Below are 12,257 nucleotides of genomic sequence, written 5' to 3' on the forward strand. Positions count from 1 at the left end.
GCGTTCCTCCCGGTGTGACGACCGAGCGTCGCGAAGGAGATCTGTGGTCGGCGACCGCAGACCTGTCGGGTACGCCGCTCGCGCCGCCGCTCACGCTGCCGCCGCTGACAGGCGCCCTCGAACTCACGCCGTCGCGGGTGCGTCCGGGCGAGCCGTTGCGACTCTCATGGTCGCTCCCGTGGTCGGGCGCGCGGGTGACTCTGCGAGTCTTCGACCTGGCCGGGCGACCGGCCGCGGTCGCGCTGTCCGAGGCGCGCGTCACCGCGCGCGGCGAGACGCGATGGACACCTCGCGATCTCGCGCCGGGGCTCTATCTCATGGCGCTCGAAGCGCGCGGTGGCGACGCCGATGCGACGCTCGGCACCACACGGCCGTTTCGCGTCGTGAAGGCCGGACCGTGAGTCGACGCGTGGCGTGGCTGGCGATGGCGCTCACGTGTGCCTCGGGGTGCGATGCGGCAGCTCAGGACTTCGGATTGCCCGAGGCCTCGCCGCTCGCGTCACCGGCGGCGGGATGGCTCGAGCGTGGCGTATCCGCGCCGTTCGGGCATGCCGGCCCACCCGACCGGGGCGGGCTTCGGTTCGTGGTCGAGAGCGGCTTCATCAGCTGGTTCGGAGTGCCAGAGCTCTCGACGCGTGCGCTCGCGGTCGGTGCGCGCTGGCGGGGTCTCGCACTCGCTGCGGGGATCTCGCAGACCGGCGACGGAGAGCTCGGCTGGACCACGATCGCGGGGGCGAGCGGCCTCGAGACCGAGTCGGGCGGAGCGGCGATGCGAACGGTCGCGCGCCGCGATCGGGCACTCGAGTTTGCGTTCGACCTCGACGCGCCCGGTTGGGGATTCGAGGCCGGCGCCGGCGGATGGGTGCGTGCATCGCGCGACGTGCGCGCCTGGATCTCGGCGCCCTCGCTGTGGAGCGACGGCGCGGCGGCGCCGCTTGCGCGCGGGCTCGAATGGGGCGCCGAGTGGCGCACCGCCGGTTTGTTCGCGTGGTTCTCGCATCAGTCGGCGCCGCTCGCAGGCGAAGCCGCGGGGGCGTCGGTGGCGCTGGGCGCGGGTTGCGACCTGGGCCGCACCGAGTGCTGGGTGACGGGCCGCGATCATCCGTTTCGCGCGGGAGCCGGACTCGCGCTGCGGCTGGCGCAGACCACGCTGAGGCTCGACGTGGAGGAGCATCCGCAGCTCGGTACCACGCTGCGTGCGGCGCTGGCCTTTGGGTCTTCGCGATCCGCGAACCCGGAACGCGCGGACCTCGTGCCGTGAAGCGCTCCGCGATCACTCCCGCTAGCGTTTCGATTCTCGCGCTCGCGCTCGCGTTCGCCCGTGGCGGCGCCGAGCCGGTCGAACCGCCGACCGCAGGCGCCGATGCCTCCGAAGTTGCCTACGAGACCGCGGATTCACTGGCGCTCGATGCCGTCGAGGTCGGCTTCGGCGCCGATGGACAGGGCAGTCGACTGTCGCGCCGGCGCCGCCGGGTACGTCTCAAGGATGGCGCGCTGGACGCGGACGTGCGAAGCGGGGAGAACGATCCAGTCGCCGGCGCTGCGCTGCGCGCCGCCGGACTCGGAGGTCGGCTGGCGCTCGGCCGCGTTCGGCCGCGATGGGGGTGCGGGCTGGTGCTCGGAGCCCCCCGCGAGCCGTGGCGATCGCAACTCGGTGTGGCGGGAACGGAACTCGATCACGACGCGCTGCGCACGCTCGAGAGCCGCGCCGTCTCGGGCGAGGGTTTGCGCTGGTCGCGCGAGGGTGGCCGCTCCTACGAGGCGATCGGGGCCCGCATCGCACGTCGCGAGGTCGCCGGGGTACGCGGCAGCTGGGGACCGCTGGCGATCGGGGGAGTGGGCGATCGCGGACGCTCTCGGCGGCTCTCGATCGCCACCGAGTCGCGAGCGCATGCCGCCGAACTTGCGCTGGACCGCGTCGGGTCGTGGCGCGGTGCGATTCAGCTCGAGCGAACGGCGGCGCACCGGGTGGCGCGACTCGGATTCCTGGCCGGGCATCGAGAATTCGACGCGGCGACCACGCTCGGCGTGCGCGGTCCGTCCCGGGCGGTCACCTTCGAGCTGCTCACGCGCTCACGCGTGCTCGCGTGGCGCGGGCTCCTGTCGGCGTGGTCATTCGGTGGCGAACGCGCGGGGAGTCGCATGGCGCTCGAGCTGGCGCCTGTGCTCCCGCATGCGTCCACGCTGTCGATCGGTTTCGAGGAACAGCGCGGAACGCGTCGCGACCGCAGTGATGACGACGCGTGGCGACAGGCCGGCTGGGGTGAGTGGTGGAGCGCCCCGGGTCCCCTGCGGCTCGCGATACGCTCCGAGGTCTGGGGTGCGCGCCCGTTCGCGCGCGCGCTGACGCGCTCGCTGTCCTCGGTGCGGATCGAGGCGCGGCCCGGGGCCGGGCTCGAGGTGGCACTCGCGCACTCGGCCTACCGCACCACGCGCGGCGATCGCGTGTGGCTCCCCGAATCCGATACCGACCGACTGGTGCTGCGTTCGCGGGCCGGTTCCGGACGCCGAACGCGACTCGAAGTTGGCGCGCCGGGCTTCGGCGGGCGCTTGCGGGCGAGCCTCGCCCTCGACGAAACTGCGCGACACACACAGCCGCACTGGAGCCTGGATTGGACGGGAACGCGCCGAACGCCGTCGGCCTCGCGCGACCCTTGAGACCCTGGTCGAGGAGGAGACATGGAATTCGCGCAGCGCATGAGCCGCATGGGGACTGAAACCGCCTTCGAGGTGCTGCTGCGAGCGCAGGCGCTCGAAGCTCAGGGCCGGCGCATCGTCCACCTCGAGATCGGAGAGCCCGACTTCGACACGCCGCGCTACATCCGGCAGGCGGCGGCCGAGGCGCTCGAGGCCGGTTTCACACACTACGGGCCCTCGGCGGGGCTCGCCGAGTTCCGAAAGGTGATCGCCGAGATCTGGAGTCGCGAGCGCGGCATTCCGTGCGACGCCGACAACGTCGTGGTGACGCCCGGCGCCAAGCCGATCATGTTCTTCGCGATGCTCGCGCTGCTCGAAGAGGGCGACGAAGTGCTGTACCCCAACCCCGGTTTTCCGATCTACGAGTCGGTCGCGAACTTCATCGGTGCCAAGCCGATCGCTCTGCCATTGAGGCCCGAGAACGACTTCGACCTCGACGTCGCCGACCTCGAGAAGAAGATCACCTCGCGCACCAAGTTGCTGGTGCTCAACTCGCCGCACAATCCGACCGGCGCGGTGCTCAAGCCCGAGACCGTCGAAGCGATCGCCGCAATCGCCCGCAAACACTCGTTCGCGATCCTGTCCGACGAGATCTACGCACGCATCCAGTACGAGGGTAGGCATCTCTCGATCGCCTCGCTGCCCGGCATGGCCGAGCGCACCATCGTGCTCGACGGCTTCTCGAAGACTTACTCCATGACGGGCTGGCGCCTCGGCTTCGGCATCATGGAGAAGTCGCTCGCGAAGCACGTCGCGCGACTCATGACGAACTCGAACTCCTGCACCGCGACGTTCGTGCAGAAGGCGGGGCTCGTGGCGCTCACCGGCCCGCAGGACGAGGCGCACGCAATGGTCGAGGAATTCCGGGTGCGACGTGACGCGTTCGTGATCGGGCTCAACCGGCTGCCGGGGGTCAAGTGCTTCAATCCGCAGGGTGCGTTCTACGTGTTCCCGGACATCCGCGGCACCGGAATGAAGAGCAAGGAACTGGCGGACATGATGCTGCAGGATGCGGGAGTGGCATGCCTGTCCGGGGCTTCGTTCGGATCGCACGGCGAGGGCTTCATCCGCTTCTCGACCGCGAATTCGCTGGCCAACATCCAGATCGCGCTCCAGCAGATGGACGAATTGTTGCGCACGCGCGTGAAGGCCTAGCGTCGGGTGTCGGGCGGGCGACGGCGCGTCGCGTCGCCGCCCGCCGCCGGCTTCGCGACCGCACATGAATTCGCCCTCCCGCCTGACGGCGCTCGCGCTGTTCGTCGCGTTCTTCCTGATCTACCTCGTGACGGCGGCGCCTTCGGTGATGTTCGGCGACAGCGCGGAGATGCAGATCGTCGGGCTCACCGACGGCATTCCTCACGGCACCGGTTACCCGACGTTCGTCCTGCTCGCACGGTTGTTCGCGCCGCTGCCGGGCATCGATCCCGCGTTTCGAATCACGCTCATCAGTGTGATGTGCGGCGCCGTTTCGGTGTCGCTCGCGTTCGCGGTCATGCGCACGCTCGGAATTCGCCTCGCGGCGGCCGCGATCGCGGCCGGCGTCTACGGCCTGAGCTTCACGTTCTGGCGCGCCGCGCAGCGCCCCGAGGTCTACACGCTCGGTGTGGCCATGGCGCTGCTCGCGTTGTGGAGCGGCATCGTGGCGCTGCGGACGGGACGCACGCCCCACCTGCTGCTCGCCGCTTTCCTGCTCGGCCTCACGCTCACCGGGCATCTGAGCTTCGGCGCGCCGGCTTCGATCCTGGGTCTCGCGCTCGCGTGGCGCGCGCTGCGGGGGAGGCCCCGCGGCCTCCTGCGACTCGCCACCCTGGCGTTCGCATGGGTGCTCGGCATCGCGCCCTACTCCTACCTGGTGTGGCTCGATCACCAGCCGCGTCCTTACAACCACTTTCACATGATCCAGATCGTCGCGAACCCGCTGAATCACCCCGATCCGAACTTCGACACCTCATGGAAGCGCGTGAAGTGGCTGGTGCTGGGACGCAACAACTATCCGTCGCCGCCGCTCGACCTCGATCCGCGCTCGATCGCCCGGCGGGTGCTCGAGTCGATTGCGAAGCTGACGTTGTTCGAGCTCGGCCCGCTGGTGGTGGTGTGGATGGCGGTCGGCGTCGTGGCGCTGCTGCGCCGCCCGCCGCCGGCGACGCTCGCGGTCGCGCTCGCGTTCGCAGTGGCGCTCGCCTTCGCCGCGGTGGTCGGGGCGGGACCGGTGCTGCTGCTGGTCCTCATGCCGCTCACGCTGATGGCGATGTTGCTGGCGGGATTCGGACTCGATGCGGCGCTCGGACGCTTCGAGGCGATCGCGTCCGCACGCCGTGCATTCGCGTTGGTCGTCGTGGGAGTGGCGATCGCGCTGCTCGCGGCTCCCGCGCACCTGACTCGCGTGTACGCCGACGTGCACCCGATCGGGCCGTGGCGGTTTCGCATGACCGAGGAGTCGTTCGATGCCTATCCGCGGCCGGGTCTGATTCCGTCCATGCACGACCTCGTCGAACCGGGGCGTTTCGGGCGTGATCTCCTGTCGAAGGCGCCGGCCGACGCGTTGGTGAGTGCTTACTGGGGCGAGTTCATGAACCTGACCTACCTGCAGGTGGTCGAACACCGGCGCCCCGATCTGACGCTCGAGCCGCAGAGCCCCGAGGGACTCGCCGTTCGCATCGCCCAATGGCAGGCCGCCCACCCGATCGACTCGCACCCGCTGGTGTTCGCGAGTTATCCGGCTTCGCTCGCCGATCACACGCTGGCGCTCGACTCGCTGCAGCTCGAGGGCGGTCGCTGGATCTACGTGCAACGGACTCCGATGGTGCCCCGCTCGCCACGGCGGTGACGCTCAGGAGCCGGAGTTCACGCCGTGGCGACCGCGGCGGCCACGAACGCCGCGCGATGCACCGATCGCCGAGCGGCACACGCCATGCAGTGTCGAGATCTCGAGCGTCGCGGCCGCCGCACGCCACGGGTCCGCACTCGCATCGCCGCGGTCGCGCGCTCTGCATTCCAATCCTCCGCCCCCGTCACTGCAGCCTCCTGCGGAGTTCTCCATGCGTCTGGCATCTGCGCTTCTCCTCGCCACCATCGTCTTCGGTAGCCATCTTCCGGTCGCCGCGCGCAGCGCGTGCGCCGAGTCTCCGCTGCGGCTCAGCGAGATCTGCGCCGGCCCCACGCGGGACTGGAACCTCGACGGCCTGACCTCGTCGCGCGACGACGAATGGATCGAAGTCGTGAACACCGGCGCCACGCCGGTGGCGCTCGACGGCCATCTCATCATGGACGGCGACTCGCTGGTGCGGATCGCGCTCACCGGCACGCTCGGGGCGGGTGAGCATCGCGTGATCTTCGGCAAAGAGTCGTGGGACTGGGAGCGTGCGAACGCCCAGCCGGCGTTCGGCTTCTCACTCGGCAACAACGGGGATCGCGTCACGCTGTGGCAGGTGGTCGGTGTCGACACCTCGCGCGTCGACGGCTACACGTTCACTTCGCACCAGGCCGCGGCCGATCGCTCGGTCGGGCGCAGCCCCGGAACCGACTTCTGGATGCTGTTCGACGCACTCAATCCCTACTCCGGCAGTCTGCAGCCGCCCGGCACCGGATGCGCGCCGACGCCCGGTGCGCCGAACGACTGCGGCATGACGCCGTCGCGCTCCGCGACCTGGGGCGAACTCAAGTCGCGCTATCGGTGAAGTCGGCGCGTCACCGCTTCGCTCGCGGTGGGCCGGGGTGCTGCAGGCCCCGGCCCGCACGGTCGAATGCGCTCGGCGCCATTGCCTCGTCCGGTGGGGCATTGTAGGTTTCCGCGGCTGCAATCCACCGCATCCGCCCGAGGAGGCTTCGTGTCCCCGATCACGCTCTCGTCCGCCGAGCTCGAGGCCGCGCATCGCGCCGGACGGCTCGAGTGGCCGGCCGACAGACTCGCGGCCAAGGCGCTCGAAATCCGCCGCGACATCATCACGTTGCTCGCCAAGTCGCAGACCGGTCACACCGGCGGCCCGCTCTCCTGCACCGACTTCGCGACCGCACTGTTCTTCAACGAACTGAACATCGATCCGAAGAATCCGAAGTGGGCCGACCGCGACTTCTGGCACTTCTCGATCGGGCACGTGACGCCGGTCATCTACTCGCAGATGGCGGAACGCGGCTACTTCCCGCTGCGCGACCTCATGAAGTTCCGCGCCTTCGACGGCCACTGCCAGGGACACCCCTCGGCGCATGACACGCCCGGCATCGAAGTGTCGGCCGGCTCGCTCGGCCAGGGACTCTCGATCTGCTGCGGTGTGGCGAAGGGCGCCAAGATGGATGGCCATCCGCGGCGCGTGTACTGCGTGATGGGAGATGGCGAGCAGCAGGAAGGGCAGATCTGGGAGTCCGCGATGTTCGCCGCGCACTACAAGCTCGACAACCTGTGCGGCATCATCGACTACAACCGTAAGCAGATCGACGGCGACGTCCAGGACATCATGGGGATCGCGCCGCTCGACGAGAAGTGGCGATCGTTCGGCTGGAACGTGATCCCGTGCAAGGGGCACGACATGGCGGACGTGCTCGCGGCGTTCGCGAAAGCGCGCGCGCATCGTGGCTCGCCGAGTCTGGTGCTCGCGCACACCGTGATGGGAGAGGGCGTCTCGTTCATGGCGGACGACTACAAGTGGCACGGCAAGCCGCCCAAGATGGATCAGGCCGAGCTGGCGCTGAAGGAGCTCGGCACGAGCTACGCGGAATGGTCCGAGCGCCTGCTCGCCCACTGACTTTTCACCCGCCGGGGAATTCGCTCCCATGACCCATTCGATCACGCTGCCCGAGAAGGTCGAGATGAAGAAGACGCGCGAAGGCTTCGGCCGCGCGCTGGTGGATCTGGGCGAGCAGGATCCACGCATCGTGGTGATGGTCGGCGACCTGTCGGAATCCACCATGGTGCACTTCTTCGCGGAGCGATTTCCCGAGCGCTTCATCCAGGTCGGGATCGCCGAGCAGAACATGATGTGCGTGGCGGCCGGCCTCGCGGCGGTGGGGAAGATCCCGTTCCTCGCGACCTACGGAGCCTTCGCCTCGTGTCGCTCGGCCGATCAGATGCGCGTCTCGGTCGCCTATACGAATCTGCCGGTCAAGATCGCCGGTGCGCACGGCGGCATCTCGGTGGGTCCCGACGGCGCGACACATCAGGCCATGGAAGAGATCAGCATCGTGCGCTCGATCCCGCACATGAGCATCGTGGTGCCGTGCGACTTCTGGGAGACCTACAAAGCGACGATGGCGATCGCGCACACGCCGGGGCCGGTGTATCTGCGTTTCGGACGCGAGGACGTGCCGGTCGTGACCGAGAAGGACACGCCGTTCACGTTCGGCAAAGGTGAGGTGTTCGCTCCCGGCAGCGACCTGACGATCGTGGCGTGCGGCGTGATGGTCTACGAGGCGCTGCGTGCCCACGAGCAGCTGGCGGGCCGCGGGATCTCGGCGCGAGTCGTCGATCTGCACACCCCCAAGCCGCTCGACCGCGAATTGCTGATCCGCTGCGCGCGAGAGACCGGCGCGATCGTCACCGCCGAGGAGCACCAGGTGAACGGTGGGCTCGGGGGTGCGGTGGCCGAGACGATCGTCCAGAACCACCCGGTGCCGATGGAGTTCGTCGCGGTGCACGATCGCTTCGGTCAGTCCGGCAAGCCCGCCGAGCTGATGGATGCGTTCGGCCTGCGTGCGAAGGACATCGTCGAGGCGGCCGAGCGCGTCCTCACCCGCAAGCGCGGGCGATGATCCGCACTCGGCCGCGCCCGACCGACTGACTCCCGCTCGTTCTACCGGAAGCTCGCGTCCGCCTCGCTGACGCCGATCCGCGCCAGCGACGCCGAGAGCTGCTCCGCGCGAGCGTTCGTGGCATCCGGATCACCGGAATCCGCGCTCGATTCCAGATCGTCGAGCCGCCGGTCCACGTCACCTTGATTCGGGCGCGTGAAGCGGCTGCGGATCCACCGGATCGAGGCCAGGTCCCCTCGAATCGCATCGCGGTCCCTGGCCTCCGCGTCCACCACCAACTGGAGGCCCCACAGCTCGAGGTGCGCAAGATCGATCTCGGCTCGCGGGCGATAGACGAGCCTGAGGTCGAGCGTCGCGCGTGCGGCATCGATGCTGGCCTGTCGCGCTCCTGCTGCGTTTCGTGCCTCGACCGACTCCGACAGTGCCTCGAGAGCCGCGTCGGTCGGCGCAACCAGACTCGCCGGGACGCCGTGAGCCTCGAGCCGTTCCCACGCTTCGATCAGATCCTCGAGTGCGTCCGAAGCTGCGTCCCACCTTCGGGCGCGGGCGGCTCGGAAGATCTTTGCGGCCTGGCGCGACATCGACTTGAGTTCGTTGGGAGCAGGTCCCGAACGTGCATCGATCGGCACCGCGAGTGCGACGGCCTCGAGGTTGGCTCCCGAGCCGGTCGAGAACTCACCGTAGCCGGGGGCGAAGGTCTTGTCCTCAAAGGTGCCGTCCATGTGAAGCTCGCGCACCCGAAGCGCGCCCGGGACCGGACCGCGCGGGCCTGGCACCGTGACGCCGATCTCCGTCGCGATGACCTCCTCGAACACGAATCCGCAGATGTTCTCGGGGCGCCACACGTCGCCGACCCGAGGCGAGGCGGGCATGATCATCGCCGCCGGGCCATCGCGGCCGGCAAGCCAGGTGCCGTTTCGATCTGCGATCCGCCCACTCTCGTAGTTGAAGACGTCCTCGCCCAGGTACCACACCGCGCCCTTGTCGTCCTGGGTATACCAATCGAGGGCGACTTCGTGGATGCGGCCATCCACCCAAGACATGTACTGACTGACGAGCGCCTCGACTCGGCGACCGTTGCCGAGTTCGATGATGCGATTGCGTGCGAGCAGGGTGGTTTCGACGCGCAACGCCTCGCCATGGGAATTCCCCAGCATCAGCACTCGATCGAGTCGTGCGATCGGGAACAACGGATTCGTCACCCGGGTCGGGTGCGGGAACGCGGGCGTGTAGAGATCCACGCGCTGGCTCTCGGGTGCCGTCGGAAGCCCATCGCAATCACCTCCGGCAGTCCGGGCCTGCGCGTTTTCGCTCGCGGTCGCGGGTGCCAGGCGATTCAGACTGGCGGCCTGCTGCTCGCAGCCCACGGCTCCCAGCAGCAGAATTGCAATCCATGAAATGCGTCGCGTTGTCGTCACGGCTTCCTCCTCGTGGATGGGACCACCGGCCTCGCCACCCGATGGAACCAATCAAACGGAGCGCTGTGACAGACCACGGGCCGAGCCCCTGCCCGAGTTCGTTGACGCTCAGTCGCGCTTCATCGTAAGGTCCGCGCCCGGCTTCGCGTGCGGAAGTGGCGGAACTGGCAGACGCACTAGATTCAGGTTCTAGCGCCCGCAAGGGTGTGGGGGTTCAAATCCCCCCTTCCGCACCATTCAACAACGCCCTGCGAGCCCGACGCAGGCCGCGACGGCCGCACCCTGGAAGGCCGGCGCCATGTCCAACGACCGTGACTCGCCCGATCGACTGATCGCGCAAAATCGCCGCGCGAGCCATGACTACTTCATCCTCGAGACCGTCGAGACGGGGCTGGTGCTGGCCGGCGTCGAGGTCAAGAGTCTGCGCCAGGGCAAGGCGAGCCTCACCGAGGCCTACGCGATCATCGAGAACGGCGAGGCGTGGGTCATGCAGATGCACATCCCGCACTACGAAGCGGGCAATCGCTGGAACAAGGACCCGGTCCGCAAGCGCAAGCTGCTGCTGCATCGCACCGAGATCGAGAAGCTCAACAAGTCGGTCGCGCAGAAGGGGCACACGCTGGTGCCGCTCAAGCTGTATTTCAAGGATGGCTTCGCGAAGCTTCTGATCGGGGTCGGCAAGGGCAAGAAGTCCTACGACAAACGCGCGACGCTCGCCGCCAAGGACGCGCGTCTCGAAATGGACCGCGCCCGTGCCATCTCCCGCCGGGGCGGTCGCGAATGAGGCCCCGACTCGCGCTGCTCGTGGCCGTGGCCGCGCTGCTGCCGATCGCGCTCGCGGCACGCGCCGACTGGCGTTCCGAACCGCCCGAGGAAGGTCCGCTCGCCGCTCCGGTGCGTTCGGTGCGCGGCGTGCCGAGCGTCGCGATCAACGATCTCGCGCGGCTGCTGGGCGCGAGCAAGTTCTGGGATGGCGCGCGGCGCCGCATGACGCTCCGGGTGGGCGAGCGGGAGCTGGTGTTCGTCGAGGATGCGCCGTTCACCACGGTCGCGGGCACCACGTTCTATCTGGGCGCCCCCGCGAGCGCGCTCGACGGCGAGCTGCAGGTGCCGGTGGTCGCGCTCGATTCGATCACTTCGGCGAGCGGGCTGGTGAGGGTCGCGCACGACCTCGAACGTCAGCGCGTGGTGGCGTTGCCGCCGAGCGGACGTGTGGGCACGCCGAAGTTCACATCGAGTGCGGGCGGCACGCGCGTCTCACTGCCGGTCGATCGCCCCGACGAGACGGTCGTCGTATCGCGCGCGCGCGCGCGCTTTCGAGTGCGCTTCGGCGGTCTCTTCACCGGCACTCTGCCGGATACACTCGACCGCGGCGTGGTCCGCTCGGTGCGCTCGATTCCGACGCTCGGCGGCAGCGCGCTCGAATTCGAGGTGGATCGCGGCACGCGGGGCTTTCGCCTGATCACGGCCTCCAATCCGAGCCGCGTCATTCTCGAGTTCGCACGCGGCGGCGCGGAACTCGAACGCTTCGCTCCGGAGGGTCCACCGGGGCCACGACGCCTCAAGGTGCTGGTGCTCGACCCCGGACACGGCGGCACCGATCCCGGCACCGCGGCCGAAGGCGTGCGGGAGAAAGACCTCTCGCTCACGCTGGCACTCGAACTCGCGCGCGAGGTCGAGCGGCGCCTTCCGGGCACGCGGGTGGTGTTGACCCGCAATCGCGACGTCACCGTGAGCCAGGAGACGCGCGCCGAGATCGCGAATCGATCGCGAGCGGATCTGGTGTTGTCGCTTCACTTCGACGGCTTCGCAACCGAGGGGGCGCGCGGTGCCACCGCGAGCTGTCCGCCGGCCACGTTTCGGTCGGGAGCCGACGACGACTCGAGTGAGGAACCCGTGGTCGCCAACCCGCGCGCTTCGTTGCGCATCCTGCCATGGAGAGAGGTCGCGACCCGGCAGGCGGTCCCGAGTCGTGCATTTGCAGAAGCAGTGCTGTCGGCGCTCGAGCTTTCGGGCCAGGGACCCACGCGGCTTCGCGAGTACCTTCCGTATGGATTCCTCGGCGTCAACGCTCCAGGAGTGGTGCTCGACTGTGCCACGTTGAGCGCAGCGTCCGATCGCCGCCGCGTGACGCGCCCCGAAGGGCGCCGACGCCTCGTCGAGGCGATCGCGAACGGCATCGTGGCCTGGCGAGGCGATCGATGAGCGACGAGCGCATGACCTCGAAGCCGACTTACGAGGGTGTGACGACGCGGCGCGGACTGGGTACTCCGGCGCGCGGCGGCCCGGGTCCATGGCTCGCATTCCTGCTCGCGCTCGCGCTCGTGGCGGTGGCGTTCCTCGGCGTGCGCGGGCGGACGCGGGCCCCGCGCGGAGTGCCGGCGCCCGACTCGACACGCG

At 69.1% G+C, this 12,257-nt stretch carries 12 protein-coding genes and 1 tRNA gene; 12 read left to right on the forward strand and 1 reads right to left on the reverse strand.

Annotated features, from left to right (window positions below):
• The 8 genes from HOP12_09775 to HOP12_09810 form a co-directional block, all read left to right on the forward strand.
• The coding region (locus HOP12_09775; protein NOT34445.1) for a hypothetical protein at window positions 1–401 on the forward strand (401 nt) is incomplete at its 5' end.
• A complete protein-coding gene (locus tag HOP12_09780; protein ID NOT34446.1) occupies window positions 398–1,261 on the forward strand; it encodes a hypothetical protein in 864 nt (287 codons plus the stop codon). The genes HOP12_09775 and HOP12_09780, both read left to right, overlap by 4 nt.
• The gene (locus HOP12_09785) at window positions 1,258–2,658 is read left to right on the forward strand and encodes a hypothetical protein (GenBank protein NOT34447.1); all 1,401 of its coding nucleotides are present in this window, start codon (window positions 1,258–1,260) and stop codon (window positions 2,656–2,658) included. Before HOP12_09780 ends, HOP12_09785 begins: the two co-directional genes overlap by 4 nt.
• Window positions 2,659–2,679: 21 nt before the next feature.
• Window positions 2,680–3,852, forward strand: coding sequence for a pyridoxal phosphate-dependent aminotransferase (locus HOP12_09790; protein NOT34448.1), 1,173 nt, complete (start codon window positions 2,680–2,682; stop codon window positions 3,850–3,852).
• 64 nt (window positions 3,853–3,916) lie between these two features.
• Window positions 3,917–5,524 carry a DUF2723 domain-containing protein gene (locus tag HOP12_09795; protein ID NOT34449.1) on the forward strand — a complete coding sequence of 536 codons (1,608 nt, stop codon included), beginning with the start codon at window positions 3,917–3,919 and terminating at the stop codon, window positions 5,522–5,524.
• Window positions 5,525–5,735: 211 nt separating this feature from the next.
• Window positions 5,736–6,374: a lamin tail domain-containing protein gene (locus HOP12_09800; GenBank protein NOT34450.1), complete on the forward strand. Its 639-nt coding sequence runs from the start codon at window positions 5,736–5,738 to the stop codon at window positions 6,372–6,374.
• Between the two features lie 66 nt (window positions 6,375–6,440).
• A complete protein-coding gene (locus tag HOP12_09805; protein ID NOT34451.1) occupies window positions 6,441–7,436 on the forward strand; it encodes a transketolase in 996 nt (331 codons plus the stop codon).
• Between the two features lie 64 nt (window positions 7,437–7,500).
• The gene (locus tag HOP12_09810) at window positions 7,501–8,439 is read left to right on the forward strand and encodes a transketolase family protein (GenBank protein ID NOT34452.1); all 939 of its coding nucleotides are present in this window, start codon (window positions 7,501–7,503) and stop codon (window positions 8,437–8,439) included.
• A 41-nt stretch (window positions 8,440–8,480) separates the two neighbouring features.
• Here the strand turns inward: HOP12_09810 and HOP12_09815 are convergent, their stop codons facing one another.
• Window positions 8,481–9,857: a hypothetical protein gene (locus HOP12_09815; GenBank protein NOT34453.1), complete on the reverse strand. Its 1,377-nt coding sequence runs from the start codon at window positions 9,855–9,857 to the stop codon at window positions 8,481–8,483.
• A gap of 149 nt (window positions 9,858–10,006) precedes the next feature.
• Between HOP12_09815 and HOP12_09820 the strand changes: the two genes are divergently transcribed.
• From HOP12_09820 to HOP12_09835, 4 genes are all read left to right on the forward strand, one after another.
• Window positions 10,007–10,093, forward strand: a tRNA-Leu gene (locus HOP12_09820).
• A gap of 62 nt (window positions 10,094–10,155) precedes the next feature.
• On the forward strand, window positions 10,156–10,641 hold the full coding sequence (smpB, locus tag HOP12_09825) for an SsrA-binding protein SmpB (protein ID NOT34454.1): 486 nt from the start codon (window positions 10,156–10,158) through the stop codon (window positions 10,639–10,641).
• Complete coding sequence (locus HOP12_09830; protein ID NOT34455.1) at window positions 10,638–12,062, forward strand: hypothetical protein; 1,425 nt, start codon at window positions 10,638–10,640, stop codon at window positions 12,060–12,062. Before smpB ends, HOP12_09830 begins: the two co-directional genes overlap by 4 nt.
• Window positions 12,059–12,257 (forward strand): hypothetical protein (locus HOP12_09835; GenBank protein ID NOT34456.1); only part of this gene is annotated, 199 nt, incomplete at its 3' end. The genes HOP12_09830 and HOP12_09835, both read left to right, overlap by 4 nt.

The organism is Candidatus Eisenbacteria bacterium (assembly GCA_013140805.1).
In the GTDB taxonomy this organism is placed as follows: domain Bacteria; phylum Eisenbacteria; class RBG-16-71-46; order RBG-16-71-46; family RBG-16-71-46; genus JABFRW01.

Excerpts from the sequence above, each read along its gene's own strand:
- HOP12_09790 (NOT34448.1), top strand. The coding sequence starts at position 2,680 with ATGGAATTCGCGCAGCGCATGAGCCGCATGGGGACTGAAACCGCCTTC.
- HOP12_09795 (NOT34449.1), top strand. The coding sequence starts at position 3,917 with ATGAATTCGCCCTCCCGCCTGACGGCGCTCGCGCTGTTCGTCGCGTTC.
- HOP12_09800 (NOT34450.1), top strand. The coding sequence starts at position 5,736 with ATGCGTCTGGCATCTGCGCTTCTCCTCGCCACCATCGTCTTCGGTAGC.
- HOP12_09805 (NOT34451.1), top strand. The coding sequence starts at position 6,441 with ATGCGCTCGGCGCCATTGCCTCGTCCGGTGGGGCATTGTAGGTTTCCG.
- HOP12_09810 (NOT34452.1), top strand. The coding sequence starts at position 7,501 with ATGAAGAAGACGCGCGAAGGCTTCGGCCGCGCGCTGGTGGATCTGGGC.
- smpB (NOT34454.1), top strand. The coding sequence starts at position 10,156 with ATGTCCAACGACCGTGACTCGCCCGATCGACTGATCGCGCAAAATCGC.
- HOP12_09830 (NOT34455.1), top strand. The coding sequence starts at position 10,638 with ATGAGGCCCCGACTCGCGCTGCTCGTGGCCGTGGCCGCGCTGCTGCCG.